General features: G+C 72.1%; 23 protein-coding genes, 1 tRNA gene and 1 pseudogene. 8 read left to right on the top strand and 17 right to left on the bottom strand.

The window, feature by feature from the left end:
• Positions 1-29: 29 nt before the first annotated feature.
• Entirely contained in the window at positions 30-635 is a 606-nt protein-coding gene (locus AB0B50_RS34885; RefSeq protein WP_362339835.1) for a DinB family protein, read from the bottom strand.
• Between the two features lie 231 nt (positions 636-866).
• Between AB0B50_RS34885 and AB0B50_RS34880 the strand changes: the two genes are divergently transcribed.
• Positions 867-1,535, top strand: coding sequence for a hypothetical protein (locus AB0B50_RS34880; protein WP_362339834.1), 669 nt, complete (start codon positions 867-869; stop codon positions 1,533-1,535).
• A 181-nt stretch (positions 1,536-1,716) separates the two neighbouring features.
• Here the strand turns inward: AB0B50_RS34880 and AB0B50_RS34875 are convergent, their stop codons facing one another.
• Positions 1,717-2,070, bottom strand: coding sequence for a hypothetical protein (locus tag AB0B50_RS34875; protein WP_362339833.1), 354 nt, complete (start codon positions 2,068-2,070; stop codon positions 1,717-1,719).
• Between the two features lie 401 nt (positions 2,071-2,471).
• On the opposite strand from AB0B50_RS34875, the pseudogene AB0B50_RS34870 reads away from it, so the two are divergent.
• The 4 genes and pseudogenes from AB0B50_RS34870 to AB0B50_RS34855 all read left to right on the top strand — a co-directional run.
• A pseudogene (locus tag AB0B50_RS34870) lies at positions 2,472-2,570 on the top strand (Uma2 family endonuclease); the annotation flags it as partial.
• 271 nt (positions 2,571-2,841) lie between these two features.
• Positions 2,842-3,444 (top strand): hypothetical protein, encoded by a 603-nt coding sequence (locus tag AB0B50_RS34865; protein WP_362339832.1) that lies wholly within the window; start codon positions 2,842-2,844, stop codon positions 3,442-3,444.
• 125 nt (positions 3,445-3,569) lie between these two features.
• Positions 3,570-3,641 (top strand) — tRNA-Cys (locus AB0B50_RS34860).
• 183 nt (positions 3,642-3,824) lie between these two features.
• Positions 3,825-4,739: a hypothetical protein gene (locus tag AB0B50_RS34855; RefSeq protein WP_362339831.1), complete on the top strand. Its 915-nt coding sequence runs from the start codon at positions 3,825-3,827 to the stop codon at positions 4,737-4,739.
• Between the two features lie 4 nt (positions 4,740-4,743).
• Here the strand turns inward: AB0B50_RS34855 and AB0B50_RS34850 are convergent, their stop codons facing one another.
• The 7 genes from AB0B50_RS34850 to AB0B50_RS34820 form a co-directional block, all read right to left on the bottom strand.
• Positions 4,744-5,301, bottom strand: a complete 558-nt coding sequence (locus AB0B50_RS34850) for an AAA family ATPase (RefSeq protein ID WP_362339830.1) — start codon at positions 5,299-5,301, stop codon at positions 4,744-4,746.
• A gap of 42 nt (positions 5,302-5,343) precedes the next feature.
• Positions 5,344-7,647: a molybdopterin cofactor-binding domain-containing protein gene (locus AB0B50_RS34845; RefSeq protein WP_362339829.1), complete on the bottom strand. Its 2,304-nt coding sequence runs from the start codon at positions 7,645-7,647 to the stop codon at positions 5,344-5,346.
• Positions 7,644-9,707, bottom strand: a complete 2,064-nt coding sequence (locus AB0B50_RS34840; RefSeq protein ID WP_362339828.1) for a 2Fe-2S iron-sulfur cluster-binding protein — start codon at positions 9,705-9,707, stop codon at positions 7,644-7,646. The genes AB0B50_RS34845 and AB0B50_RS34840 overlap by 4 nt, the downstream gene beginning before the upstream one ends.
• Positions 9,704-10,609 (bottom strand): FAD binding domain-containing protein, encoded by a 906-nt coding sequence (locus tag AB0B50_RS34835; RefSeq protein ID WP_362339827.1) that lies wholly within the window; start codon positions 10,607-10,609, stop codon positions 9,704-9,706. Before AB0B50_RS34835 ends, AB0B50_RS34840 begins: the two co-directional genes overlap by 4 nt.
• Before the next feature lie 297 nt (positions 10,610-10,906).
• Positions 10,907-12,532 (bottom strand): beta-N-acetylhexosaminidase, encoded by a 1,626-nt coding sequence (locus AB0B50_RS34830; RefSeq protein ID WP_362339826.1) that lies wholly within the window; start codon positions 12,530-12,532, stop codon positions 10,907-10,909.
• 99 nt (positions 12,533-12,631) lie between these two features.
• Positions 12,632-12,931, bottom strand: a complete 300-nt coding sequence (locus tag AB0B50_RS34825; protein WP_079036916.1) for a DUF3039 domain-containing protein — start codon at positions 12,929-12,931, stop codon at positions 12,632-12,634.
• 15 nt (positions 12,932-12,946) lie between these two features.
• A complete protein-coding gene (locus AB0B50_RS34820) occupies positions 12,947-14,122 on the bottom strand; it encodes an MFS transporter (RefSeq protein ID WP_362339825.1) in 1,176 nt (391 codons plus the stop codon).
• 135 nt (positions 14,123-14,257) lie between these two features.
• On the opposite strand from AB0B50_RS34820, the gene AB0B50_RS34815 reads away from it, so the two are divergent.
• Positions 14,258-15,175: a LysR family transcriptional regulator gene (locus AB0B50_RS34815; RefSeq protein ID WP_362339824.1), complete on the top strand. Its 918-nt coding sequence runs from the start codon at positions 14,258-14,260 to the stop codon at positions 15,173-15,175.
• 42 nt (positions 15,176-15,217) lie between these two features.
• On the opposite strand, the gene AB0B50_RS34810 is transcribed toward AB0B50_RS34815, so the two are convergent.
• Positions 15,218-15,859 (bottom strand): YqgE/AlgH family protein, encoded by a 642-nt coding sequence (locus AB0B50_RS34810; RefSeq protein WP_362339823.1) that lies wholly within the window; start codon positions 15,857-15,859, stop codon positions 15,218-15,220.
• Positions 15,860-16,102: 243 nt separating this feature from the next.
• Between AB0B50_RS34810 and murA the strand changes: the two genes are divergently transcribed.
• The gene (murA, locus tag AB0B50_RS34805) at positions 16,103-17,452 is read left to right on the top strand and encodes a UDP-N-acetylglucosamine 1-carboxyvinyltransferase (protein ID WP_362339822.1); all 1,350 of its coding nucleotides are present in this window, start codon (positions 16,103-16,105) and stop codon (positions 17,450-17,452) included.
• 89 nt (positions 17,453-17,541) lie between these two features.
• Here the strand turns inward: murA and AB0B50_RS34800 are convergent, their stop codons facing one another.
• The 6 genes from AB0B50_RS34800 to AB0B50_RS34775 form a co-directional block, all read right to left on the bottom strand.
• On the bottom strand, positions 17,542-17,823 hold the full coding sequence (locus tag AB0B50_RS34800; RefSeq protein ID WP_030680681.1) for an HU family DNA-binding protein: 282 nt from the start codon (positions 17,821-17,823) through the stop codon (positions 17,542-17,544).
• A 298-nt stretch (positions 17,824-18,121) separates the two neighbouring features.
• The gene (locus AB0B50_RS34795; protein WP_362339821.1) at positions 18,122-19,552 is read right to left on the bottom strand and encodes an NAD-dependent malic enzyme; all 1,431 of its coding nucleotides are present in this window, start codon (positions 19,550-19,552) and stop codon (positions 18,122-18,124) included.
• 389 nt (positions 19,553-19,941) lie between these two features.
• Positions 19,942-22,326 (bottom strand): UvrD-helicase domain-containing protein, encoded by a 2,385-nt coding sequence (locus AB0B50_RS34790; protein ID WP_362339919.1) that lies wholly within the window; start codon positions 22,324-22,326, stop codon positions 19,942-19,944.
• 109 nt (positions 22,327-22,435) lie between these two features.
• The gene (locus AB0B50_RS34785) at positions 22,436-23,233 is read right to left on the bottom strand and encodes a zf-HC2 domain-containing protein (RefSeq protein WP_362339820.1); all 798 of its coding nucleotides are present in this window, start codon (positions 23,231-23,233) and stop codon (positions 22,436-22,438) included.
• Positions 23,230-23,811 carry a sigma-70 family RNA polymerase sigma factor gene (locus tag AB0B50_RS34780; protein WP_362339819.1) on the bottom strand — a complete coding sequence of 194 codons (582 nt, stop codon included), beginning with the start codon at positions 23,809-23,811 and terminating at the stop codon, positions 23,230-23,232. Before AB0B50_RS34780 ends, AB0B50_RS34785 begins: the two co-directional genes overlap by 4 nt.
• Positions 23,812-23,946: 135 nt before the next feature.
• Complete coding sequence (locus AB0B50_RS34775; protein ID WP_362339818.1) at positions 23,947-24,543, bottom strand: ABATE domain-containing protein; 597 nt, start codon at positions 24,541-24,543, stop codon at positions 23,947-23,949.
• A 169-nt stretch (positions 24,544-24,712) separates the two neighbouring features.
• On the opposite strand from AB0B50_RS34775, the gene AB0B50_RS34770 reads away from it, so the two are divergent.
• Positions 24,713-25,261: a DUF1772 domain-containing protein gene (locus AB0B50_RS34770; RefSeq protein ID WP_362339817.1), complete on the top strand. Its 549-nt coding sequence runs from the start codon at positions 24,713-24,715 to the stop codon at positions 25,259-25,261.
• 28 nt (positions 25,262-25,289) lie between these two features.
• Here AB0B50_RS34770 and AB0B50_RS34765 read toward each other — a convergent pair whose 3' ends face one another.
• Complete coding sequence (locus AB0B50_RS34765) at positions 25,290-26,447, bottom strand: uroporphyrinogen-III synthase (RefSeq protein WP_362339816.1); 1,158 nt, start codon at positions 26,445-26,447, stop codon at positions 25,290-25,292.
• Positions 26,448-26,587: the final 140 nt, after the last annotated feature.

Below are 26,587 nucleotides of genomic sequence, written 5' to 3'. Positions count from 1 at the left end.
CGCCAGGCGCCGACGTGCCCCGTGCCGGCTCAGCCCATGGTTCGGGAACCGTCCAGCGACTCACGGATGATGTCGGCGTGCCCCGCGTGCTGGGCGGTCTCCGCGATGACGTGGAGCAGGACCCGGCGGGCCGACCAGCGGGCGCCGGGCTCGGACCACGGGGCTTCCGGCAGCGGGTGGCTCACGCCCAGCTCGGGCAGGGCGCCGACCAGGGCGTCGGTGCGCCGGGCGGCTTCGGCGTAGTCGTCGAGGACACCCGCCAGGGTCTCGCCCGGCAGCATCCGGAACTCGTCGGCCCGCCGGGCCCGGTCCTCCTCCGTCATGTCGGTCACGCCGCCCAGCGCCGATGGCCCGTCCGCGATGAAGGCCACCCAGGTCCGCTCGACCGAAGTGACGTGCTTGACCAGGCCCCCCAGGCACAGCTCGCTCGCGGTGGTGCGCAGCCCGGCCTGCTCGTCGGTGAGGTCGCGGACGGTGAAGCGCAGGAACTGCCGGTGCTTGGCCAGCGCGTCCAGGAGGTCGGCGTGCTCGCCGGTGGTGCTCGGGGTGCCGGTGGTGCTCGGAGTGCTGGTGGGGCTGGTGGGGCTGGTGGGGCTGGTGGGGCTCGGGGTACTGGTGGTCGTCGTCTCGCTCATCGTCTCCGCCTCACGTTGGTTCCGCTTCGTCGGTCGGACACCACGCTAGAAGCCAACTAGGCCAGTTCTTGTCCTAGTTGGCGAGGGTTGGCAGGGGGCGGCCGGGGCGTCGGCAGGGACGTCGGCAGGCACCGGTCCCACGGCGCCTCCCCCGCGCGGCGGAGCCGCATCCGGCAGCTTCGGACCGTCGGCGGATCCCTGGACGGACCCCTGATTGACAGCCTTCTGGCCATGACGACACCGACACCGGCACCGGCACCGGCACCGGCACCGGCACCGGCACAGACATCGACACCGCTCACCACGCCGCCACCCCCCGGCGGCCGCCTCCGCACCGCCTGGCGGAAGGCGCACGCACCCGTGCCGGGAGTCCCCCGCTGGGCCCGGAACGCCGCGTACGCCATCCCGCTCGTCGTCCTGCCGTCGAGCATCTGGCGACTGGGCGGAGCGTTCTCCTCGGAAGCCGACGGAAAGGACGGCAGCCTCCCCTCATGGCTCTCCGGCGAGGTGTACGTGTTCCTCCTGTCGATCCTGTCCGAGCTGCTCGCCTTCACCGCGGTCGGCCTGGTGGCGGCGTGGGGCGAGGTGTTCCCACGTCGGCTCCCGTGGCTGGGCGGGCGCAGGATCCGGCCCCTGGCCGCCGTGATCCCGGCCGCGCTCGGTGCGCTCGCCGTGACGGCGATGTGGACGACGGCGGCGATCAGTGACCTGCGCGGCGTCACGATCCGCGGCGACGAGTCCCCCGCGGACTACCCCGGGAACCAAGGGGGTTGGGAGGGAGCCGTCTTCTACGTCAGCTATCTGCCGCTGCTGCTGTGGGGGCCGCTGCTCGCGTCGGTGACGGTGGCGTATTGGAGGAGGCGGCGGGCCGGCTCCGCCGTCAGCGGCTGCCGTCCGTGACCCCGGCGCCGGCGAGGGGGCCGACGAAGTGGCCGACGAAGTGGCCGACGCGCGAGACCGTCATGCAGTAGACATCCTCGGGTGTGGGTGGAGCTGACCTCGTAGCGGTCTGCGGACGTCCCACGAACCCAGAGCCCCGTCGAAGGCCCCTCACCGGTCGCCGCGCTTGAAGACGGCCGCTTCAGTCGTCACCCTGCGACCACGCGGCCACCGGAAGCGAGAGATAGACACCGAAGTCACGCAGCCCCGTCGCGACCCCGATGCTGTTGTGCAGCAGATCCACCCGCTCCTGGCGGTTGGCGGCCCTGCTGTCGAACCACTTGGACCGCACCTCGATCACGAGGTCCAGGCCGCTGCGGTCGAACGGCCCGAGCCGACGAAAGCGCAGCTCCACGTCACCCGGCTGAAGGTGCCCGTCATAGGGCTCCTCGGGACACTCGACCGCCTTGGAGACCAAGTGCGGGAGGACAGACCCCAGTTCGCGAAGCGTCGCCTCGGGAACCTCGGGCGCGTAGGTGATCTCGACAAGCGGCATCGACACACTCTATCCACGCCTCCCCAATGATCCTTGGGCGCCCTTTTGGCCGCATCGAGGTTTCCACGACCCGGCGGCCCCGAACTCGGTGAGGCACGACATCAAGAACGTAAGGAACGAGGGCGGGAACCCCCCAACCCGCCCCAAACCCCAACCCACCCACCCGGACGGGTGATCAGCCCCAACTGGGCTGATGCATAAGCCTGTTGGCGGTGCAAGCCCGGCCTCGACAACCGCAGAAACAAATCGGCCCCCGCCGGGACTGCCATCCCACTGCGGCCATCCCACTGCGAGGGCCTGACACCAAGGAAGCCCAAACCCTTCCCGATGACTGATCAGCAGCCCAACGCTCCCTTGTGCGCGGGGCCCCCGATTCCGCCCCCTTTCTCTCCTCCGGGAAGGGCCCCCGCTACGCGACCCGCAAGGACTTCATCTACGGCGAGCCCGTCACCGTCGCGGACTGGACGATCCCCACGGACAACCTGCCGCCCTACACCTGAGCACTCCCCGCCCGGCCGCCACGGCCACCGTGGTCAGCCCATGGTCCGGGCGCCGTCCAGTGACTCCCGGAGGGCGTGCGACACGTCCAGGTGAGGCAGGGCCCGATCAACTCATCCGCGCGGCGGGCGGCTTCGGCGTACGACCCCGACGCCAGAAGCCATATGGGCCAGGTTCCGACCTATACGCAAAAGGCGTGCGCGACAGTGGTGCCCGAGGGGACGATGGGGTTCACTGATCACCCCGAAAAGCCTATGGACAGGGGGAGTTGCCGTGGGTACAGGATTGCGCGGCCTGGCTCTGGCGGTCGTCTGCGTGGCGGCCGGGCTCTCCGCCTGCGCGGGGAGCGACGACGGCGAGGCGGCCGTCGGGCTCACGGCGGAGCAGATGCGCGACGCCATGCCCGACCGCGAGGACCTCCCCCGCGGGTGGCGCGGCGAGGCCGGCCCCGAGGTACTCAAGGGCAAGGAGGCCGTCAAGCAGTGCGCGTCGATGGCCGCGAAGTGCTCCCGCACCGAAGTGGTCGCCGTCGGATCCGACACGTACGACGAAGGCACGGTGAACCGGGCCGAGGGGGATCGCGAGCACAAGGCCCATGTGGTCGTCCTGTCCTTCGAGTCCGAGGACGGGGCGAAGTCGGTCATGCGGAATCTGGTCGGCGTGGGCCGCAGCGAAGGGTCACAGCCCGTGAAGATCGACGCGGGCGCGCAGGACACCGAGGCATGGTCCACGCACGAGTCGGGGTTCCACGCGGCCCAGGTGACGATGCGCGTCGGCAAGGTGGTGGTCGGCGTCGCGGGAGAGGACCTCAAGGAGCCCGGTGACGTCCAGCCGGTCGCGGAGTTGCTCGTCGACCGGGTCAAGGACGCGTCATAGCGCACCGGAAGCCAACACCCACCGCCGTTCATGAACGCCGCATGGCAGTCCCGTTGCGGCGCGCCTTGATCCCTTGAGGGTTCCGGCAGGCCACGGCTACGTTCGAGAGGTCAAGTCAACGGCTTGGCCGTGTGCCCGAGTGGCTTAGGGGCTGGACTGCAAATCCAGTAACGCGGGTTCGATTCCCGCCACGGCCTCTGGCGGCACGATGACACCGTGCCGCGGGAGCGGTAGGCAGAGGGTGGCCCCTTATGGGGGTCACCCTCTGCTCGTCGTTTCAACTTCTGCGTACGACTGGCTAGTTACCCAGACCCTCGGGTCGCCCCGGCGCCACAATGGCGACAGGACGACGCGCGCGAACCACGGGCGAGAGGTGCCGGGTGGAGGCTGGGGACTACATCACTGCGGCGAACTCCGCCGTCGCAGGCGGCGCCGTCGCCGTCGCGTGGTGGCAGGCCCGGGTGGCCAAGCAGGCGACCAACGCCCAGTTGGAGGCGCAGCGCGCACAGCGGGACCAGGCCCGGGACGAGCGGGACAAGGCGGACTGCCCGCGGTTCATCGTGCAGGAGACCGACGTACGCGGCGGCGAAGGCGCCGCCCTCGAAGTGATCGCCGTCATCAAGCAGACTGCGGGCTCGGACCTGGACGAGGCCAGGGTCACCGTCCACCTGAACCATGAACCGGCCCGTGTCATCGGTGGCGCCGAGGACGGCACCCTTCTCTGGCCGCACACGGGCATCAACGCCATGCGGCATCTGAAACTCCTGGCGCCGGACGGGCACAGGGGGCTGCTCGAGATCCGCGCCGACCTCGTGTGCCGCGAAGCGGGTGGCGAACGGACGTGGACGTGCCGCGTGTTCGGGTATCCCCAGGCCGAATGGGAGCAGATCCTGGAGAACGCGGCGTCCCCTTCAGCCACGGACGACACGGACGACCAGGTCACGGACACCACGGACACCACGGACACCACGGACGCCGCACACACCACGGAGGCGGCGGAGCCCCGAGGCCGCAGAGCAGCCAGGGACACCCCGACCCCCCTGAGCTCTCTGCACACCACACCCACACGCCCCGCCACCCCGCACCCCCCGAGCGCAGCCCTTCGCCGGGAGCTCCAAGCCATGACGCACTGGCGGACGACCCTCCCCCACTTCCCCGACGACGCCCACCGGCTGCCGTTCCCCGAGGCCGTGTACCCGACCCTGGTCCACCCCGAGGACATCGGCATGCTGGCCGTGACCCCCGTCCTGACGAGCACGGCCGGCCGAAGCGACCTGGAGGACGGCATCTGGTGACTGCTCAGGAGGAGCCTTCGACCCGCGCCTCGTCCAGTCGCGCCAGAATCGCGTCCACGGTCTGCTCCACCGTCAACTCCGAGCTGTCCAGCCAGAGTCCGATCCGCAAAGTGGTCTCGCGCAGGCCCGCGTCCAGGTCCTCCACCGTCCATGCGCCGTACCCCGTCTTGCCGCGGCCGGCCTCGCGGGCGGCGACCGCGTCGGGGCGCGGGGCGAGCACGACGACGTACACGGGGCGGGTGCGGATGAGATCCACGTACGTCTTCAGCGGCGGGCCCAGGATGACGTCCTGGACGACCGCGGTGAAGCCCGCGTCCGCGTACGCGTCGGCCGTCGAGGCCGAAAGCCGGTAGCGGAGCAGGAGTTGGGCCTCCGCCTCGCCCCCGGCATCGGGTTCGTAGTCGACGCCGCCCGAGACGATCATCCGCCGGTAGACGTCGCCCCGCACGTGCACGGCCTTCGCCAGACGCTCGGCCAACGCCTGCGCCACCGTGGACTTTCCGGACGCCATGATGCCGGTGATGACGACGACGCCACCGGGGTCAGAGGTAGGGGTAGCCATGGTGCCCATCGTGCCAGCGCACCCGGCACCCCCGCCTCCGGATTACTGCGCCACCGCCGCCTGCGGACGGATCGGGAGGCGGTTGACCGGGCGGCCGGTCGCCGCGCGGACCGCCGACGCGATGGCCGCGGGGGACGTGACGACCGGGACCGCGCTGGCCGCCTTCGCGCCGAAGGGGGCCACGACGTCCCGCTCCTCCACCAGCTTCACGATGCGGATGTCGGGGGTGTCCAGGGCGGTGGGCAGGGCGTAGCCGGTCAGGTCCGGATGGCGGACCAGGCCGCGCGGCGTGCGGAGGTTCTCCGTGAGGGCCGCGCCCACGCCCTGCGTGACACCCGCCTCGATACGGGCCTTCAGCTGGGCGGGGTTGAGGATGCGGCCCACGTCCTGGGCGACGGCCAGTTCGACGACGCGGACCGAGCCGATCTCGATGTCCACGTCCACCACCGCGCGGATCGCGCAGAACGCCATGCCCACGAACGCGTCGCCCTGACCGGCCTCGTCGAGCGGCTCGGTCGGATGCGGGCGGCACTGGGCCGTGGCCCACAGTTCCTTGCCGTCCATGGCCTCGGTGACGGTCGTGGAGAGCACGCCGTCGTACGAGGTGATCTTGCCGTCGGTGATCTGGAGCAGCTCGGTGGACATGCCGAACTTGTGGGCGAGCGGCTGGAGGAGCTGCGTACGCACCATCTTCGCCGCGCGCTCCACGGCGCCGCCCGACACCCAGGTGTGGCGTCCTCGGCAGCTCGGGCCCGCCGGGGGCTGGTCCGTGTCCACCGGGGCCACGCGTACGTCGTCGATGCCGAGCGTCTCCTGGACGATCTGCCGGGCCAGCGTGGTGAAGCCCTGGCCGGTCTCGACGGCCGCGCAGATCACCGTGGCCCGGCCGTCCTGGACCTTCACGGTGGCCGTGGAGACCTCGTCCGCGCCCTCGGCGCCCAGGAGTTGGACCATGCCGAGGCCGTAGCCGACGCCGCGGCGCACCGCGGCGGGTTCGCCCGCGCCCTCGGGGCCGCCGGGCAGCAGCCACTCCTCCTCGGGGGTGTCCTTGGGCAGGTCCGGGAGGGGGAAGTCCCGTACCGCAGTGAGGAGTTCGGCGACCGGGGCCGGGCACGTCACCGTCTGGCCCGTGGGCAGGATGTCGCCCGTGGCCATGGCGTTGCGCAGCCGCACCTCGGCCGGGTCGATCCCCAACTTCTTGGCGATCTTGTCCATTTGGGCTTCGTACGCGGCGCACACCTGCAGCGCGCCCTCGCCGCGGACGTGTCCGGAGGGCGGGTTGTTCGTCCGCACCGCCCAGCCCTCGATGAAGGCGTTGGGCACGACGTACGGACCGCAGGCGAAGGCGACGGCCGCGGCGAGCGCCTCCGCCGAGGTGTCCGCGTACGCACCCGCGTCGAGCAGGATCTGCGCCTCCACCTTCACCAGGCGGCCCTCGGCGTCCGCGTGGTGGCGGTAGCGCAGGAGCGTGGGGTGGCGGTGGGCGTGGCCGAGGAAGGACTCCTCGCGCGTCGCGGTGAGCTTGACCGGGCAGCCGGTCCGCAACGCAAGGAGCCCGAGCGGGAGTTGGAAGCTCGCGTCCTCACGGTCGGCGCTCGCCCCGGGCACGCCCGTGACGACGATCTTCACCTGGTCCGGGGTGAGGCCGTAGCAGGCGGCGGCGCGGTCGCGGTCGGCGTGCGGGTCGGTGGAGGCGGTGTACAGCTCCACTCCCCCGTCCGGACGCGGCACGGCGAGGCCCGCCTCCGCGCCGATCGGCGCGGGGTCCTGGCGGCCGATGCGGTACAGGCCCTCGACGACGAACTCGCCCGCCGCCTCCGGGTCGCCGTGCCGCAGCGGGATGTGGCGGATCAAGTTGCCGTCGGGGTGCAGCGGTTCGGCCTCGAATGCCTTCTCGGGGTCGGTGACCGGTTCGAGCACCTCGTACTCGACGATGATGGCGGCGGCCGCCATGCGCGCGGTGTCGGGGTGGTCGGCGGCGACGGCCGCGATGGGCTCGCCGTGGTGGCGTACGACGTCGGAGGCGAAGACCGGCCGGTCCGGCGTCCTGCGGCCGTGCAGCTGCTCGCCCGGGACGTCCTGGTGCGTGACGATCGCGCGGACGCCCGGCATCTCGTGCGCGTGGCTGGTGTCGATGGACACGATGCGCGCGTGCGCGTGCGGGGAGCGCAGGACCGCCGCCCACAGCAGGCCCTCGGCCCACAGGTCGGAGGCGTAGGGGAAGGTGCCCTCCGTCTTGGCGCGGCACTGCGCCGACGGCAGCGACGAGCCGATGCCGTGCGGCAGTTGCTCGGGCGCCGAGGGCGCGGCGGCGGGCGTGGCCGCGGTGATGGATTCGTTGCTCACGCCTGGCCTCCGTCCTGGCCGTAGGGCCCCTGTGGTCCGGGGCCGTCGTACCCGCCGGGTGTTCCGCCGCCGTACATGCCGCCGTGGACACCGCCGGCACCCGGGCCCGCCTGGTGCGGGATGCGGGCCTCGTCCGCGTGCTCGTCCTGCGCCGCGGGCTCGGCGGCGGCGACGGCCTCGCGCTCGGCCACGACCTCGCGCACGGCGTCGAGCACACCGCGGTAGCCGGAGCAGCGGCAGAGGTTGCCGCACAGGGCGCGGCGGGTCTCCAGGTCGCTGGGGGCGGGGTTGCCCTCCAGGAGGTCGTGCAGGGTCATGGCCATGCCCGGCACACAGAACCCGCACTGCACCGCTCCGCACGCGGCGAGCGCGCGCTGCACGTCGGAGGGCTGCCCGTCGACGGCGAGGCCCTCGACGGTACGGATCTCGCTGCCCACGGTGGTGGCCGCGGGCACCAGGCAGGAGGCGACGAGGCGGCCGTCCACCTGGACGTTGCAGGCCCCGCACTCGCCCTGCGAACAGCCGTCCTTGGCGCCCGCGAGGCCGAGGCGCTCGCGCAGGACGTAGAGCAGGGACTCGCCGATCCAGGCGTCGGTGACGGGACGGTCGGTGCCGTTCACGCGCAGGACGTAGGAGACGAGGGGGTGGTCGTCGTGGAGCGGGGCGTGGGTGGACTCGGCGGCTTCGGGGGCGGCTTCCGCGGCTGCGACCGCCGCGGCGGTCTCGTCCGGCTCACCGGCCTGGCCCGCGTCGGCACCTTCGAGGCCTTCGCCGCCTTCGGCTGCGGCTGCGGCTTCGGCGAGTTCCATGCCTTCGGCCAGTTCGACCGATTCAACAGATTCAACCGGTTCGACGGATTCAACCGGTTCGACAGATTCATTCGATGCAGCTGATACAGCCGATTCAGTCGATTCGGCCTGTTCACCCGAAATGACCGCAGGAGCAAGGGACTCCAGAGGCTCAGATGCCCCCAGAGACTCAAGTGACTCCAGAGACTCAGCCGCCTCGGGGACCTCCGCAGCCGCTACAGCCTCGACGACCTCGACGGTCCGCTCCCCGGCGACGTCGAGAACCTCCACAGGCTCGACGGACTCGGCGGACTCCACCTCCGCGTCCGGCACTTCGGCCACGTGCTCCGCAGGCTCCCCCACCGGCCGGGAGGGCTCGGCGGCGGGCTCGGCGACAGGCCTCTCCCCGGGCGTCACACTGATCGCCCGCAGCAGCGTCGTCTGCTCGAAGCGGCTCTCCGGCCTGCTCTCCGGCCTGCCCTCCGGCTCCGAGGCGGGGGCCTCCTGCGGCTGCTCGACGTCCTGGTCCTGCGGCCGCGCCCCCCAGGGCGCGCCTGCACCGACCCCCGTCGCCCACGGCGCGGGCGCCCCGCCCGGCAGGGTCGCGGGAGGCGTGCCGCCGCCCCACTGGGCGGCGAGCGAGGACGTCGTGAACTCGCCCGATTCGTCCGGAAGATCACCGTCGGCGACCGGGATGGACCACTGCCCCGTGACGTCGGACGAGGAAGCCGCGGCCCCGTGCCCGTAGTCGTAGGCCTGACCCACGGAGTGCCCGCCTGAGTGCCCGCCTGAGTGGCCGACGGAGTGCCCGCCGGAGTGCCCGTCCGCCTGCTCGGCGGCCTGGCCGTACCCCTGGTCGTAGCCCTGCTCGTAGGCCCGTTCGGCGGCCTCCGCCTCGGCGAAGCTCCACTGGCCGGTCGCCCGGGGGTCGTACCCCTGGTTCTCGGCAGTGGCCTGCGCCGGAGCCTCCGGCCGCTGCTCCTGGACCGTGCCGGCGTCGGGCCACTGCACGGCCCGTCCGCCGCCGGCCGCGCCGGTCACCTCGGGCGGCATGACCCACGCGCCCGTGGCCGCCGGGTCGGTGGCGTCGGCGGTGGTGGGGGTGACCGTTATCTGCGGCGGCACATAGCCGTGCCCCGGCGCGGCGAGCGGCGCGTCCAGCATGCCCTCGGGGAGCTGTACGAACGCGGTGGCGTCCGAGTCGTACTCACCCTGCGGATGCGGCTGCCAGCCGCCGCCCGCCAGGTCCTCGTCGTGCCGGTCGTCGCTCACGACAGCGCCCTCCCCAGTGCTCGTCGGGCCAGTGCGGCGACGGTGCGCCGCAGGTGCAGTACGGCGGGCGGCAGCGGCTGTTCGGTGCCGTCGGCCGCCGGAGGCAGCTCGGGGACGCACGCGGCGGCGACGTACTCGCCGAAGGCGGTCACCGCCTCGGGCACGAGGCTGCCGCGCTCGCCGTCCCAGTCGATCAGCGACGCCACCCACTCCTCGGCCTCAAGGGGCCGCAGCGGCATCGGGGCTATGGCGCCGACCGCGCACCGCACCCCGCGCCGCGCGGGGTCGAGGACCAGCGCGACGGACGCGATCGCCCGGCCGGGTCCGGTGCGTCCGGTCGCCTTGAGGAAGACCTGGGGGGCATGCAGCAGCGGTACGCGTACGAAGCCGATGAGCTCGCCGGGGCGGAGCATCTCCATGCCCGCGAGCAGGTGCGAGACGGGGACCTCGCGACGGACGCCGCCGGGTCCCGCGACGATCAGGACGGCTTCGAGCGCGGCGAGCACGGGCAGCGCGTCACCGGTGGGCGCGGCCGACGCGATGTTGCCGCCGAGGGTGCCCGCGTTGCGGATCTGCGGCGGCCCCGCGGCGCGCGCGGCGGCGGCCAGGGCGGGGATCAGCGCGGCGAAGTCGGGGCGGCCCATGCGGGCGTGGGTGAGACCGGCGCCGAGCAGCGCGTGCCCGTCCTGGTACTGCCAGCCGCGGATCTCGCTGATGCGGCCGAGGCCGACGAGGGCGGCGGGGCGCAGCTGTCCCGAGTTGACCGAGGCCATCAGGTCCGTGCCGCCGGCGACGGGCACGGCGGCGGGCATGGCGGCGAGTGCCGCCACTGCCTCGTCGAGCGTGGCGGGCAGCTTCACCGACTGCGGTGTCTGCGCCGCCTGCGGTGCGTGCGTGGTCAAAACCGGCTGCCCCTTCCCGATGCCCGGCCGCGTACCTCACGTACGTCGCGTACATGAGGTGCTCGCCGTTCGCGCGTCTCACCGTTACGCCTGTTCCGCCGTACGGTACGTGCTCACAACCCGGACGTGGCAACTCTGGCACATCTTCCCCGGGCCCCGACGCGGGGGTCCGCTAGGAGGCATTCGTCCGGAGACCAGGGGGATATGCCGATTTCACGCGCTCTGCACGGCACCGGCCGCTCCCGGCGGCCCACGCTCCCAGCGCGGACCGCCGGGAGCACGCGCCGGGCGGTTGCCTCACACGTTTGGGGGCGCCCCCTCGATCGGGCGTCCGAGCACCCCCGGTCGCTGGTGTCGCGGCAAAGGACCGCTCGGCGGACGGTAGTCGACGCCGAGGGCATCAAGTCGCATGTAATGCGTGGTCATTCGCCGGTCGAAGTCGGCGAAGTCCCGCTCGGCGGAGGCCGGGAGCTCCCGCCAGGCCACCTCGGCGAAGGCGGCGAGGCGCGGGAACACCTGGTAATCGACGCGGTCCTGGTTCTCCATCACCTCGGTCCAGACGTTGGCCTGGGTGCCGATGACGTGCGCGGCCTCCTCCTCGGTGAGCTCCGCGGGGACGGGCTCGAAGCGGTATACGTCCTCCAGGGTGCGGACGTAGGCGATGGGCATCGGCTCGTCCGGCCCGCCGTCCTCACGGAAGTTCAAGTACACCTGCTGCTCGGGGCACATGACGACGTCGTGGCCGGCCTTGGCCGCGTCGATGCCGCCCCGGTAGCCGCGCCAGGAGGAGACGGTGGCGCCCTCGGCGAGGCCGCCCTCCAGGATCTCGTCCCAGCCGATGAGCCGCCGCCCGCGCGCGGTCAGCCACGTGTCGAAGTGCCGGATGAACCAGCTCTGCAGCTCGTCCTCGTCGGCCAGGCCCAGTTCCTTGATGCGGGCCTGGGCGGTCGGCGAGGCCTTCCACTGGTCCTTGGGGCACTCGTCGCCGCCGACGTGGATGAAGGTGGACGGGAAGAGGTCGAGGATCTCCTCGAAGACCCCTTCGTAGAAACGGAGTACGTCCTCGGTCGGGGCGAGGATGTTCTTGCTGACGCCCCAGGAGTCCCAGACGGTCATCGCCTCGGTGTCGACGACGTCGCTGTTGCCGAGGTGCGGGTAGGCGGTGATGGCGGCCTGCGAGTGGCCGGGGATGTCGATCTCCGGGACGACGGTGATGTGCAGGGAGTCCGCGTACGCGACGATCTCGCGGATGTCGTCCTGGGTGTAGTAACCGCCGTGCGGGTGCTCCGTCCAGAGGGGTGAGGCGCGGTGGCCCCACCTGGTGCGGGCCCGCCAGGAGCCGACCTCGGTGAGCCTCGGGTGACGCTTGATCTCCACGCGCCAGCCCTGGTCGTCGGTGATGTGGAAGTGGAAGACGTTGAGCTTGTGCGCGGCGAGCAGGTCGAGGTAGCGCAGGACCCCGTCCTTCGGCATGAAGTACCGGGAGACGTCGAGCATCATGCCGCGCCAGCCGAAGCGGGGCGCGTCCTCGATGACGCCTGCGGGCACGGAGTGCTCGGCGCCGGGCCGCAGTTGGGCGCGGCGGAAGGCGTCGGGGCCGAAGAGCTGACGCAGCGTCTGCGCGCCCCAGAAGACGCCGGCGCCCGCGCCGCCGCGGATCTCGACGCGGTCGCTGTCCACGGTGATCCGGTACGCCTCCGGCTCCAGGGAGCCGTCGACGTACAGGGAGATGGAGTCGCCCGCGCCCTCGGCGCCGGCGCGGAGCGGCAGGCCGAGCGACGCGCCGAGCGTGGCGCGCAGCCAGCGTTCGGTGGACTCGGTGCCGGGGCCCGCCCACAGAGTGGTCGACGGGCCGGTGACGAAGGAGGAACCAGGCACGGTCTCGGCGCGTGCGGGCGCCGGGATGAGTTGCTCAAAGGTCATGGAGCCAGAGGCTGCCATGCGATTGCGCTACGCAAAAGGGGCGTTGCGGCAGGCGCAACGCCCCTCGGGCGAAGGGGTCTCACAAGGGGACGAAAGGGGCTACTTCTTGCCGCCCTTGCCGCCGTCCTTGTCCTTGTCGCCGCCGGCGCCCATGGACTCGTAGATCTCCTTGCACATGGGACAGACGGGGTACTTCTTCGGGTCGCGGCCGGGGACCCACACCTTGCCGCAGAGCGCCACGACGGGCGTGCCGTCGAGCGCGCTCGCCATGATCTTGTCCTTCTGGACGTAGTGCGCATAGCGCTCGTGGTCGCCGTCACCGTGCGACACCTGAGGCGTCGGCTCAACGAGGGTCCCCGTACCTGCCCCGCGCTCGGGCTCGGGCTCAAGAGTGCTCATAAGGGCCAAGGGTACCTACGCGCGCGGTGCCCCGGCATAGGCCCGCGCCCCCGCGGGCTCCCGGGCGGCGCGGAGCCCGAAGAGGTGCAGCACGAGGCCGAGCGCCGCGACGGCGGCCGCCGCCCACGGCAGGTGCCGGGGCTCGAGCCCTGCGGAGAGCGCGAGGCCCGCCACGGCCGAGCCGACCGCGCTGCCGAGGTAGAGCGCGGAGTTGTTGAGGGCCAGGGCGACCGTGCCGCGCTCGGCGCTCAGGGCGAGCAGCCGGTGCTGCTGCGGGACCTGGAACGCCCAGCCCGCGGCGCCCCAGACGACGAGCGCGGGGAAGGCCCAGGCGCCGAGCAGCGGCAGCAGGCCGATCGCGACGACCAGGGTCGAGATGATCCCCGTCACGAGCGCGACCACCCGGCCCGTGCGGTCCACCAGCGGCCCCGCGAGCACACTGCCGAGCACACCACCGATCCCCCACGCCCACAGGTACGGCGCGACCTCGCTCTCGCCCACGCCGCCCGACGAGTCGAGCACCGGCGCGAGATAGGTGTAGAGACCGAGGCTCGCCACCGCCCCCAGGAAGGAGACGCTCACGACGGGCAGCACCTTCTTGTCGGTGAGCGCACCGAGTCGCGCCCGCACCGGGACCGCGGGCCCTGCCGGAACCTCGGGCAGCCCCACGGCGAGGCCCACGAGCGCGACCGCGCCGAGCCCCGTCACCAGCCACATCGTGGCCCGCCACGAGGTGTGGTCGGCGAGCAGCACGCCCAGCGGCACGCCGAGCACCGTGCCCGAGCTCATCCCGCCCATCACCAGCGCGAGCGCCCGCCCGCGGCGCTCCTGTCCCGCCAGCGAGGCGGCGGCCGCAGTGGACAGCGCCGAGTAGACCCCGGCCCCCGCACCCGCCACCGCACGCGAGACGAGCAGGACGGCGAGGCTCGGCGCGAGCGCGGTGAGTCCGTTGCCGAGTGTGAAGACGGCAAGGGCGGCGACGATCAGCACACGCGGCCGTACGCCGGAGAGCAGCCCGGCGACGAGCGGCGCGCTCACCGCGTAGGCGAGGGTGAAGACGGTGACCATCTGCCCCGCGAGCGAGACGGTGGTCCCCAGGTCCTTGGCGACGACCGGCAACAGCCCGGCCATCACATAGGCGTCGAGCCCCAACGTGAAGGCCCCCACCATCAACAGCCACACTTTGCGCACGCGACCCAACTCCCTTGCTTCCGCACGCCGCTTCCCCCGGCACGAATCCCGGCACATCCACCGGGAGACCGGAACCGTAGGCAGCCTCCGGATCCGGGGGGAAATGCCTGCGCCGCACATTTATGCTCGGGAGGCATGGATCACGTACGCCCTGCGGATCACCCGCACACGGACGACGTCGAGCTGCGGCACCTCCGTGGATTTCTCGCCGTCGCCGACGAGTTGAGCTTCACGCACGCCGCCGACCGGCTCCGGGTCGGGCAGCCCGCGCTGACCCGTACCGTGCGCGCCCTGGAGGAGAGCCTCGGGGCCCGGCTCCTCGAGCGGACGACCCGGCGCGTCGAACTCACCGAGGCCGGGCGGCGGCTGCGCGACGACCTCGCCCCGCTCCTCGCCCGCATCGACACCACCCTGCGCACCGCGGCGGGCGCCGAGCCGCCCCTGCTGCGGCTCGGCTTCACCTCGGTCCTGCCCGAGGTCTGCGTCCCGCTCACGAACTCCTTCAAGGCGGCGACCGGCGCCGGGGTCCGCCTGGTCCGGCGCGACAGCCCGCTGGCGGGCCTGGCGTCAGGGGCCTGCGACGTCGCGGTCGTACGGGGCGACGTCCCGCCCGGCAGCGCGGTGCGCGCACGCCTGCTCCTGCACGAGCCCCGCGTCGCGGTCGTCGCCCGCGGCGCGGCCGAGCTCGCCGGGCGCCGCGTGGTGGACTGGGCCGAACTCGCGGACGTGCCCCTGGTCGTGAACACCGTCACCGGCACCACCCGCCCCGAGCTGTGGCCCTCCGCCCGCCGCCCCCGCCTCGCCTGCACCGCCGACAACTTCGACGAGTGGCTGGAAGCCGTCGCCGCGGGCCACGGAGTGGGCGTGGCCCCGGAGCCGGTGGCCCGCAGGCACTCCCACCCGTCCCTGCGCCACGTACGCCTGAAGAACGCCCCGCCCGTCGCCGTCCACCTGGCGATCCCGGCCAGGGACGCGCACCCCCTGGCCGAGCGCTACCTCAGCCAGTGCGGTCAGCCTGATCAGGCCGTGCAGCCGGGCCGGGCCGACCGGTAGACCAACCCGGCCGGTAGACCAACCCGGTCGCAGGCCGACCCGTCAGTTCATCGACGGGTCGTCCGGATAGGTCGCCACCATCGCCAGCTCACTGCGCTGGCGCCTGAGCACCGCCCGCCACAGCCGCTCCGGATCCGGGGAGGAGACGTCCCCGGGCTCGGACTCGACCACGTACCAGGCGCCTTCCACCAGTTCGTCCTCCAGCTGGCCCGGGCCCCAGCCCGAGTAGCCCGCGAAGATCCGCAGCGAGCCGAGCGCCGAGGCGAGGAGCTCGGGCGGGGCCTCCAGGTCGACGAGGCCGATCGCGCCGTGCACACGGCGGAAGCCAACGGGGTCCCCCCTGCCCGAGCGGAGCCGAGAGCCCGGGGAAGGGTCGCCGGAGCGCCGCCGCGTGGCGGGCACGGCCGTCTCCTCGCCGGGGATCACCGCGACCCCCAGCGCCGAGTCCAGCGAGACGGGGCCGCCCTGGAAGACGACGCCGGGCGCACCCGCCAGCTCTCCCCAGCCCTCCAGGATGTCGGCGACGTCCACCGGGGTCGGACGGTTCAGGACCACGCCGAGCGAGCCCTCCTCGTCGTGGTCGAGGAGCAGCACCACCGCACGGTCGAAGTTCGGGTCCGCCAGGGCCGGTGTCGCCACGAGAAGCCGCCCTGTGAGCGAGGACACCTCGGTCATGAACCACATGATCCCGCATCTTCGCCCTGAGCGGGGAGGTAATGGCCGTACGTGAGCCAACGCAGTTCAGGGCGCATAAGCGCACCTGGAGCGCACACGCACGACAGTGACCCGGAGTGTCCGGTTCCGCACGGTTCGTGTTGTGGCGAACTCATGACGTGTTCTGCACGCCCTCAGCCTTACGGAAGGGGGGTACGCGGCCATTACGCTTGCCCTTTGGCCCCCCGTCCATCCAATCGGAACGCGAGATTCATGACCGTCACCGGCATTGACGATGTACTGCTTGTCCACGGCGGCACCCCGCTGGAGGGCGAGATCCGTGTCCGCGGCGCGAAGAACCTCGTGCCCAAGGCCATGGTCGCCGCGCTGCTCGGCAGCGCTCCGAGCCGGCTGCGCAATGTCCCCGACATCCGGGACGTCCGAGTCGTACGCGGCCTGCTGCAGCTGCACGGCGTGACGGTCCGCCCCGGTGAGGAGCCGGGCGAGCTCATCATGGACCCGTCGCACGTCGAGAGTGCGAACGTCGCCGACATCGACGCCCACGCCGGTTCCTCGCGCATCCCGATCCTGTTCTGCGGCCCGCTCCTGCACCGCCTCGGGCACGCCTTCATCCCCGGCCTCGGCGGCTGCGACATCGGCGGCCGCCCCATCGACTTCCACTTCGAGGTGCTCCGCCAGTTCGGCGCGACCATCGAGAAGCGCGAGGGCGGCCAGTACCTGGAGGCCCCGCAGCGCCTGCGCGGCACCAAGATCCGCCTGCCGTACCCGTCCGTGGGCGCCACCGAGCAGGTCCTGCTCACCGCCGTGCTCGCCGAGGGTGTGACCGAGCTCTCGAACGCCGCGGTCGAGCCGGAGATCGAGGACCTGATCTGCGTCCTGCAGAAAATGGGCGCGATCATCGCCATGGACACCGACCGGACCATACGGATCACCGGTGTCGACAGCCTCGGCGGCTACAACCACCACGCCCTCTCGGACCGCCTGGAGGCCGCCTCCTGGGCTTCCGCGGCCCTGGCGACCGAAGGCAACATCTACGTCCGCGGCGCCCAGCAGCGCTCGATGATGACGTTCCTGAACACCTACCGGAAGGTGGGCGGTGCCTTCGAGATCGACGACGAGGGCATCCGCTTCTGGCACCCGGGCGGCTCGCTCAACGCCATCGCCCTGGAGACGGACGTGCACCCCGGCTTCCAGACCGACTGGCAGCAGCCGCTGGTGGTGGCCCTGACGCAGGCCGCGGGCCTCTCCATCGTCCACGAGACGGTCTACGAGTCCCGCCTCGGCTTCACCTCCGCGCTCAACCAGATGGGCGCGCACATCCAGCTCTACCGCGAGTGCCTGGGCGGCTCCGACTGCCGCTTCGGCCAGCGCAACTTCCTGCACTCGGCAGTCGTCAGCGGCCCCACGAAGCTGCAGGGCGCCGATCTGGTCATCCCCGACCTGCGCGGTGGCTTCTCGTACCTCATCGCGGCCCTCGCGGCGCAGGGCACGTCCCGCGTCCACGGCATCGACCTGATCAACCGCGGTTACGAGAACTTCATGGAGAAGCTGGTCGAGCTCGGCGCGAAGGTCGAGCTCCCCGGCAAGGCGGCGCTCGGCTAGCCCGCACGCGGACATGACGAAGGGGCGGCCACCCGGTCCGGGTGGCCGCCCCTTCTGCGTACCAACGGAGCCTCACGGCCCCGAGCGGGTTACTTCCCCTTGGCCGCTTCCTTCAGCTTGGAACCAGCCGAAACCTTGACGCTGAAACCGGCCGGGATGTTGATCGGCTCGCCGGTCTGCGGGTTACGGGCGGTGCGAGCGGCACGGTGGGTGCGCTCGAAGGTCAGGAAGCCGGGGATGGTGACCTTCTCGTCGCCCTTGGCAACGATCTCGCCGACGGTCTCGGCGAACGCGGCCAGCACGGCGTCGGCGTCCTTGCGGGTCACCTCGGCGCGGTCGGCCAGCGCGGCCACCAGCTCACTGCGGTTCATGTTTGTACTCCCGTGTTCTTTTGCCGTTGAGGCGTGCCACGCGGCAGAGCCGCATGATGGGCACAGCGAAGACGATGCTGCCAGGGCCCTTGGACAGTCCCCGGACCCGGGTCTGACGTCAGACCCTCGCGCCCGATTACGCATCCTGCCCCCACCTGCGGCGGGAAAGCGAATCCGGCGCCCTTGGGGGTCACACGAAAAGCTTCCGCCGCCCCTCAAAAGAAGGGGCCGGAGGGGCTTGCTGCCAAGCCACCCTAGAGGGGCCCGTCGGGCCCGCGTCCGGCGACGCGCCGTGGCGCTAGGCCGTGGGACCCGTCACAGAGGCCCCCGCGGCCTTCGCGGCGGTGCGCACCGCACCGGCCACGGCGCCCGCGACCTTGTCGTTGAAGACGCTGGGGATGATGTAGTTCGGGTTCAGCTCGTCCTCCGCGACGACGTCCGCGAGGGCGCCCGCCGCGGCCAGCATCATCTCCGTGTTGACCGTGCGCGACTGGGCGTCGAGCAGGCCTCGGAAGACACCGGGGAAGACCAGGACGTTGTTGATCTGGTTCGGGAAGTCCGAGCGTCCGGTGGCCACAACTGCCGCCGTCTGGCGGGCGATTGCGGGGTCGACCTCGGGGTCCGGGTTCGCGAGCGCGAACACGATGGCGCCGTCGGCCATGGCCGCGACGTCGTCGCCGTTCAGCACGTTCGGGGCCGACACGCCGATGAAGACGTCGGCGCCGACGACGGCCTCCTTGAGGGTGCCGGTGAGACCCTCGGGGTTGGTGTTGTCGGCGATCCAGCGCAGCGGCGAGTCCGTGTCGGCGGAGACCAGGTCCTCGCGGTCGGCGTGCACGACGCCGTGGATGTCGGCCACGACGGCGTTCTTGACGCCCGCGGCGAGCAGCAGCTTCAGGATGGCCGTACCGGCCGCGCCGGCGCCGGACATGACCACGCGCACGTCCCCGATGCCCTTGCCCACCACGCGCAGGGCGTTGGTGAGGGCGGCCAGGACGACGATCGCGGTGCCGTGCTGGTCGTCGTGGAAGACGGGGATGTCGAGGGCCTCGCGCAGGCGGGCCTCGATCTCGAAGCAGCGGGGCGCGGAGATGTCCTCGAGGTTGATGCCCGCGAAGCCGGGGGCGATGGCCTTGACGATCTCGACGATCGCGTCGGTGTCCTGGGTGTCCAGGCAGATCGGCCAGGCGTCGATGCCCGCGAAGCGCTTGAAGAGGGCGGCCTTGCCCTCCATGACCGGCAGCGCGGCCTTCGGGCCGATGTTGCCGAGGCCGAGCACGGCCGAGCCGTCCGTTACGACCGCAACGGAATTGCGCTTGATGGTGAGGCGGCGCGCGTCCTCGGGGTTCTCGGCGATCGCCATGCAGACCCGGGCGACACCCGGGGTGTAGATCATGGAGAGGTCGTCACGGTTGCGGATGGGGTGCTTCGACGCCATCTCGATCTTGCCGCCGAGGTGCATCAGGAACGTACGGTCGGAGACCTTGCCGAGGGTGACGCCCTCGATGCCGCGCAGCTGCTCGACGATCTCGTCGGCGTGCGTCGTGGAGGTCGCCGCGATCGTGACGTCGATCCTGAGCTTCTCGTGGCCGGACGCCGTGACGTCGAGGCCGGTCACCGAGCCTCCGTGGGACTCGACGGCCGTGGTGATCTGGGAGACCGCGGTGCCGCTCGCGGGCACCTCCAACCGGACCGTGTTCGAGTAGGAGACGCTGGGCGCCGTTGCCATGGCCGACTTCCTCTGCTTTCACCTTGTAGCTCTTGCCGTCCGATGGTCGCACCTACCGCCGAGTACGTGGTAGCCGCCCCGGATTGAGAACGTTTTGTTCATCGGCCAGTGCGCTGCAGTTTCGGAAACTTGTTTCCACCATACGAGAAGTTCGCTCGTCTTGGAAGGGGCCTCCGGAAGGAACCGGGACAACAGAAAGAGGCCCACGTCACGTGGTGACGTGGGCCTCTTTCATACGTTCATGACACCGACCCGCCATGCTCGCCTCGCGGCAAGTGGTCGCTCGTAGCGACGAAGGTTGGGCCCGGGGGCTTGGATCGAGCCGGTGCCACATCCAAGGTAACAAACGATCCCCGTAAGGCAATTCCCGTCTCACCGAGCAAAAGTGTTCAGTCTCGGAGCAGGTCCGGCACCCCGTCCGCGTCCGGCTCGTCGCGCTCGCCCGAGAGGACCGTGAGCTGCTGGGTCGCGCGCGTCAGCGCCACGTACAGGACACGCAGGCCCGCCGGGGACTCGTCCGCGATCTCCGCGGGCGAGACGACGACCGTCGCGTCGTACTCCAGGCCCTTGGCCTCCAGGCTGCCGAGCGCCACCACGCGCTCCCCGAGCCCCGCGAGCCAGCGGGCCGCCTGCTCACGGCGGTTCATCGCCACGACGACGCCCACGGTGCCGTCGACCCGCTCCAGGAGCCGCGCCGCCTCCTCGCGCACCGACGCGGCGAGGTCCTTGTCCCGTACGACGGAGAAGCGGGGCTCCACGCCGGTGGAGCGGACCGCCGACGGGGACTCGGCGCCCGGCATCGCCAGGGCGAGGACCCTGGCGGCGAGATCCGCGATCTCGGCGGGGTTGCGGTAGTTGACGGTGAGCGTGAAGCGGCGGCGCGGGCGGGTACCGAGGGCCTCGTCGCGGGCCTCGGCCGCCTCGTCCGGGTCGGACCAGGAGGACTGGGCCGGGTCGCCGACGACGGTCCAGGTGGCGTGCCGGCCGCGGCGGCCGACCATGCGCCACTGCATGGGGGTGAGGTCCTGGGCCTCGTCCACGATGACGTGGGCGTACTCGGTGCGCTCCGCCGCGAGGCGTTCGGCGCGCTCGCGCTGGGACTCCTCGCGCTGCGGCATCAGCTCCTCGAGGCCGGTGAGCAGGTCGAGGGGGTCGAGTTCACGCTTCTTCTTGGGGCGGTGCGGGGTGCCGAGGATCGCCTGGAGCTCGTCGAGGAGCGCCACGTCGTGCACGGACAGGGCGTCGCGCCGCAGCGAGCGGGCGACCTTGCGGACCTCGCCGGGGTTCAGGACGCGGCGGGCCCAGCGGCCCAGACGCTTCTCGTCGCCCATCGCCGTGAGGACGGCGCGGGGCGTCAGCTCCGGCCACCAGGCGTCGAGGAAGTGGATGAAGTCGTCCTCGGACGTGATGTCGTCGTCGAAGGAGGAGCGGAGCTCGGCGGCGAGCTCGGGGTCCGTGTGGCGGCCCGCCGCGCCCGACTGGGACCACAGGGCGTCCAGGAGGAGCTTGCGGGCCCGCGGGCGCAGGAGGTTGACGGGGGCCGTGCCGCCGAGGGCGTTGCGGCGGATGCGGTTCAGCTGGTCGGCGTCCAGCTCCAGGCGGCGGCCGAAGGCCACGACGCGGAGGCGGGTGGGGGTGCCCTGGGGCCGTGCGGGCACCGCGGACTCCTCCGGCCCCTCGGACTCCTCGGACTCCTCGCCGAAGGACAGCTGTCCGTCCTGTGGGGCGGGAAGCGGAGAGGGAAGCGAAGCGGCCACCCCTTCCAACGCTCCGCGCGCCGCCTTGCGCAGCACCTTCAGCATGCGGGACGAGCCCTTGACCCTGGCCACCGCCGGGCTGTCGTACTCCGTCGCCTCGACGCCGTCCACCAGGGAGCCGACCGCGCGGATCGCGACCTGGCCCTCCTCGCCGAGGGAGGGCAGGACGCCCTCGGTGTAGGCGACCAGGAGCGGGGTCGGGGAGACGATGAGGATGCCGCCCGCGTACCGGCGGCGGTCCTGGTAGAGGAGGTAGGCCGCGCGGTGCAGCGCCACCGCCGTCTTGCCGGTGCCGGGGCCGCCCTCCACGTACGTCACCGAGGCGGCGGGCGCGCGGATCACCATGTCCTGCTCGGCCTGGATGGACGCCACGATGTCCCGCATCGAGTGGCTGCGGGCCTGGCCGAGCGCGGCCATCAGGGCGCCGTCGCCGATCACCGGCAGCGCCTCGCCGTCGAGGTAGGCGGTGAGCTCCGGGCGCATCAGGTCGTCCTCGACGCCGAGGACCTTGCGGCCCTTGGAGCGGATGACGCGGCGGCGCACGACCCGGCCCGGGTCGACCGGGGTCGAGCGGTAGAAGGGCGCCGCGGCCGGCGCGCGCCAGTCGATGACCAGCGGGGAGTAGTCCGCGTCGAGGACGCCGATGCGGCCGATGTGCAGGGTCTCCGCGATGTCCGCGTGCTTGCCGTTCCCGTCCTCGCGGACCGCGCCCTCCGCGGGCTCGACCGCCGTGTACGCGCCGTCGGGACCCTTTTTGCCGTCCTTGCCCCGGAGCAGGTCGATACGGCCGAAGAGGAAGTCCTCGAACTCGTTGTTGAGCCGGTTGAGATGGACGCCCGCGCGGAAGACCTGCGCGTCGCGCTCGGCGAGCGCGCCCGGCGTACCGACCTGGGAGCGCTTGGCCGCGTCGTTCATCAGGAACTCGGCCTCGTGGATCTTCTCCTCGAGGCGTCGGTAGACCTGGTCGAGATGTTCCTGTTCGACGCTGATCTCGCGGTCGCGTGTGCCTGACGGCATTACTGCGTTGACGTCGGCCACCGAGGCCCCTTTCACACCGTGCTGCTGCCCGTACCGAGCAGCCGTCCACCTTAGGCGAAAGGGGCCCCTGCTGTGCACTTGTCGTGCGCTATACGTCGACCTTGACCAGGCGCTCGCCGTCGAACGTCGTCACCTCGAAGTGATCGATGTCGTTGCGGTCCATCGCGGCTCCCCCGTGGACGTACAGCGGACTGCGCGCCCATTTGTTCGGGCTGTCCTTGATGCCGTACCCCCACTTGGGCACCGACCACGTGCTGACCGTCTCCTTGCTGCCGTCCTTGCCGACGGCGATCAGGGAGCACTTGAGCGGGCCCTTGACGTTCTTCAGCTCCAGGACGGTATGCGTGCCCCAGGCCTTGCTCTCCGTGCCGACGGTGGCGCTGACCTTGGTCGCCGGGTCCGTGGCCTTCGACTTCTCCTCCATGTGATGGAAGAAGGCGTCCTCGGCGGGGCTGGAGGGATGCGGGTCGGCCGCCACCTCCTGGGAGCCGCCGTCGTCGGTCACCGCGAGGACCGTGAGCGGGCCGCCGATGATCAGGGCGGCCGCCGCCGCGACCAGGTACAGGCCGCGCCTGCGCTTCCGGTCCCGCTTGGCCGACACCTCGTCCACGAGGCGCTCGGCGAGCCGGGGGCTCGGCCGGACCGCGAGCTGTTCACCGATCTCGGGGACGCCGTCCGGCCCCGGCATGTCGGCGAGCGCGGCCAGCATCGGTTCCATGCCGGAGAACTCGTCCAGCTGGTGCTGGCAGATCTCGCACACCGCGAGGTGTTCCTCGAACCGGGTGGCCTCCGCGTCGTCCAGGATGCCGAGGGCGTAGGCCCCGACGGTCTCGTGGACGGTGTCGTCGTCCTGCCGCGCGCCATGGCGGCCGTAGGAATCGGTCATGCCGTCACCCCCCGCTCCTCGAGCGCCAGCTTCATCGAGCGAAGCGCGTAGAAGACCCGCGAGCGAACCGTACCGCTGGGGATACCGAGGGCCTCTGCCGCCTCATTGACCGTACGCCCTTTGAAGTAGGTCTCCACAAGTACCTCCCGGTGCGCGGGAGTCAGGTCCTCCAGCGCGTCCGAGAGCGTCATCAGCCACAGTGCCTTGTCTATCTCGTCCTCCGCGGGGATGACCTCCAGCGGCGACGGATCGACCTCCTGCGGCCGGGCCTGCCGGCTGCGGTGGCCGTCGATGACGATGCGCCGGGCGACCGTCACCAGCCAGGGGCGTACCGAACCGGTCGCCCGGTTGAGCTGACCGGCGTTCTTCCAGGCACGGATGAGCGTTTCCTGTACGACATCTTCGGCGCGCTGGCGGTCTCCCGCCACCAGGCGGAGCACATAGGCAAGAAGCGGACCCGCGTGCTCGCGGTAGAGCGCGCGCATCAACTCCTCGTCCGGACCCGGTGGTTGGCCGAGGCGATGTCGTGGCGACTGCGGGCGTTCATCGGCCACGGCGGAATCCTTGCGCACGCGCACCTCCGTTGTCCGCGCTTCGGGCGGGTCTCATGTCGGAGGTACGTAGGTGGGGCGAGCGGTGTTCAACGCGCGGGTACGTTCCCGCTCAACGCGCGGGTACGCTCATCCGCCGCCCTCGCAGGTACGTTCCTTCGCTCAGGTCCGGGCGAGCGCGGCCCTGCGGCGGTGCCTCGCCACCCGTTCGCGATTGCCGCACACCTCGCTTGAGCACCAGCGACGGCGCCGCCCGCGGGACGTGTCGAGGTACACGATGGGGCAGTTGTCGCCCTCGCACTGGCGGAGCAGGGCGCGCGCCACGGAGTCGGTGAGCAGGTCGACGGCGTCCCTGGCGACGGCGGCGACGAGCGCCGCGCAGCCCGGGTCGCCGCGCAGGGTCCGCACCAGGGTGCCGTCGGCGGCGCGCACCGCGCACGGGGCCGGGGGCGCCGCGGCGGCGGCCAGCGCGTTGACGCGGTCGAGCGCGGCGACGGTGTCGGCGGGGCGGCCCTCGATCTCGCCGCGCACCAACTGGGCGATGTGGCCGCGCAGTTCACGGAACCCGGTGAGCCAGGGCGGGCCCGCGCCCGGCAGCCGCGCGCCCGCCGGGACCAGGCCGGCGCCGGCGAGCCAGGCGCGCAGCTGCTCCACGGAGTCGAGCCGTTCCACGGGATGGTTCGTCGCCACGAGGTCCAGGCAGATCCGCCCGGAGTCGAATCGCAGCTCGTACGGAGCCGGGGCCGCGCCCAACGCCATGCGCCTGTCACCGCCTTGGGGGTCACCGGTGAGTGAGTGCCGTTGCGTACCCCTACAGTGCCCTTCCGCCGCCGGGTCCGGAACCCCTCCCACCGGGAGAGACGGTCGCGTATGGGGGTGCGACGCGGAGCCATGGCCGCGGGGCCGCCACGGCAGTTGACTCATACCCATGACACAGGAGTCGACGCAGCCACGGATGACGGGCAGTCAGGGACGGTGTACGGCGGCCGGGGCCGTCCTGGGGGTGGCCACGCTGGCCATGGGCCTGATCTCCGGGGCCTTCTACGTCTTCGCGTGCGCCGTCATGCCGGGACTCGCCCGCAGTGACGACCGCGTCTACATCGAGGTCGTACAGCACATCAACGACGTGATCCAGAACCCGGTCTTCTTCGCGAGCTTCTTCGGGGCGCTGCTCTTCACCGCGGCCTCCGCGTGGCAGCTGCGCCGCACCCCGCTGCGGTGGTGGGTGCTCGCGGCGCTCCTCGTGTACGCCGCCGCGTTCGTCCTGACCTCGGGCGCGAACGTCCCGCTGAACGACGAGCTCATGAAGTCCGGCGACCCGGCACGGATCGCCGATCCGGCGGCGGTGCGGGGGCGGTTCGAGGACGCGTGGGTGGCGTGGAACGTGACGAGGACGGCGCTCTGCACAGTGGCGTTCGGGCTGCTGACGCGGGCATTGGTGCTGTTCGGGAGAGGGCCGGGGCGGGCGCGGCGGTGAGGCGCCGGTTCGGTCCGCGTACGTCGCCTCAATCCCCGTACTTCACCTCCGCCGACGGGTCGATCGCGAGGCGGTAGCCGCGCTTGACCACCGTCTGGATCAGCTTGGGTGCCCCGAGTGCCGTGCGGAGCCTGGCCATCGCCGTCTCCACCGCGTGCTCGTCGCGGCCCGCGCCCGGCAGCGCGCGCAGCAGTTCGGCGCGGGCCACCACCCAGCCGGGGCGGCGGGCCAGGGCGCGCAGGAGCGCCATGCCCGCGGGCGGCACGGCCCGCAGTTCGTCGTCGACCAGGACGGCGTGACCGCGGATCTCCACACGGCGCCCCGCGATGGGCAACGCCCTTGCGCGGGAGGGCAGTTCCTGGCAGAGCACCTGGACGAGCGGGCCGAGGCGGAACCGCTCCGGCTGCACGGTGTCCACGCCGAGGGACTGCAGCGGCAGCGCGGTGACCGGTCCCACGCAGGCGGGCAGCACGTCGTGGTGCAGGGCGGCGAGGACCTCGGCGGCCATGCCCCGCTCCTCGGCCCTGGCGAGCAGGGACGCGGCGGCGGGCGCGCTGGTGAACGTCAGCGCGTCGACGCCCCGCCCGACCGTCGCGTCGAGCAGCCGGTCCACGGGCGCGAGGTCCTCCGGCGGAAGCCACCGGTAGACGGGCACCACGACGACCTCCGCTCCCCCGGCCCGCAGCGCCTCGACGAAGCCGGGCAGCGGCTCGCCGTGCAGCTGCAGCGCGACGCGCCGCCCGTCGACGCCCTCGCCGAGCAGCCGGTCCAGGACCTCCGCCATGGACTCGGAGGAGGGCGACCACTCCTCGGTGAGCCCGGCGGCACGCACGGCGCCCTTCACCTTCGGGCCGCGGGCGAGCAGTTCGACGCCGCGCAGACAGCGGAGCAGGTCCTCGCCGTGCCCCCAGCCGTCGGCGGCCTCGATCCAGCCGCGGAACCCGATGGCGGTGGTGGCGACCACGACGTCCGGGGCGTGGTCGATCAACTCCTTGGTGGCGGCGAGGAGTTCGCTGTCGTCGGCGAGCGGCACGATGCGCAGCGCGGGCGCGTGCAGCACGGTCGCCCCGCGCCGCTGCAGCAGCGCGCCGAGCTCGTCGGCACGCCGAGCCGCGGTCACGCCGACGGTGAATCCGGCGAGGGGGCCGTGCGCGGCCGTCGGGGCATTCGTGGGAGTGGCGTGCATAGGTCTGTCCCCGTCTCGTCCCGCTCTTCTCGTCCCGCTCTTCTCGTCCCGCTCGTGTGCCGTCCCGCTCCTGGCTCGTGGGCGGCGGACGACCGAGCCTGTCAACGGCGCGTGACAGGCCCGGATCATGCCGATGTCCG

Source organism: Streptomyces sp. NPDC041068 (assembly GCF_040647455.1).
GTDB lineage: Bacteria > Actinomycetota > Actinomycetes > Streptomycetales > Streptomycetaceae > Streptomyces.
This window is presented reverse-complemented; position numbering and strand designations above follow the sequence as displayed.

Excerpts from the sequence above, each read along its gene's own strand:
- AB0B50_RS34885 (WP_362339835.1), bottom strand. The coding sequence starts at position 635 with ATGAGCGAGACGACGACCACCAGTACCCCGAGCCCCACCAGCCCCACC.
- AB0B50_RS34880 (WP_362339834.1), top strand. The coding sequence starts at position 867 with ATGACGACACCGACACCGGCACCGGCACCGGCACCGGCACCGGCACCG.
- AB0B50_RS34875 (WP_362339833.1), bottom strand. The coding sequence starts at position 2,070 with ATGCCGCTTGTCGAGATCACCTACGCGCCCGAGGTTCCCGAGGCGACG.
- AB0B50_RS34850 (WP_362339830.1), bottom strand. The coding sequence starts at position 5,301 with ATGGCTACCCCTACCTCTGACCCCGGTGGCGTCGTCGTCATCACCGGC.
- AB0B50_RS34830 (WP_362339826.1), bottom strand. The coding sequence starts at position 12,532 with ATGACCTTTGAGCAACTCATCCCGGCGCCCGCACGCGCCGAGACCGTG.
- AB0B50_RS34825 (WP_079036916.1), bottom strand. The coding sequence starts at position 12,931 with ATGAGCACTCTTGAGCCCGAGCCCGAGCGCGGGGCAGGTACGGGGACC.
- AB0B50_RS34815 (WP_362339824.1), top strand. The coding sequence starts at position 14,258 with ATGGATCACGTACGCCCTGCGGATCACCCGCACACGGACGACGTCGAG.
- AB0B50_RS34810 (WP_362339823.1), bottom strand. The coding sequence starts at position 15,859 with ATGTGGTTCATGACCGAGGTGTCCTCGCTCACAGGGCGGCTTCTCGTG.
- murA (WP_362339822.1), top strand. The coding sequence starts at position 16,103 with ATGACCGTCACCGGCATTGACGATGTACTGCTTGTCCACGGCGGCACC.
- AB0B50_RS34800 (WP_030680681.1), bottom strand. The coding sequence starts at position 17,823 with ATGAACCGCAGTGAGCTGGTGGCCGCGCTGGCCGACCGCGCCGAGGTG.
- AB0B50_RS34795 (WP_362339821.1), bottom strand. The coding sequence starts at position 19,552 with ATGGCAACGGCGCCCAGCGTCTCCTACTCGAACACGGTCCGGTTGGAG.
- AB0B50_RS34790 (WP_362339919.1), bottom strand. The coding sequence starts at position 22,326 with ATGCCGTCAGGCACACGCGACCGCGAGATCAGCGTCGAACAGGAACAT.
- AB0B50_RS34785 (WP_362339820.1), bottom strand. The coding sequence starts at position 23,233 with ATGACCGATTCCTACGGCCGCCATGGCGCGCGGCAGGACGACGACACC.
- AB0B50_RS34775 (WP_362339818.1), bottom strand. The coding sequence starts at position 24,543 with ATGGCGTTGGGCGCGGCCCCGGCTCCGTACGAGCTGCGATTCGACTCC.
- AB0B50_RS34770 (WP_362339817.1), top strand. The coding sequence starts at position 24,713 with ATGACACAGGAGTCGACGCAGCCACGGATGACGGGCAGTCAGGGACGG.
- AB0B50_RS34765 (WP_362339816.1), bottom strand. The coding sequence starts at position 26,447 with ATGCACGCCACTCCCACGAATGCCCCGACGGCCGCGCACGGCCCCCTC.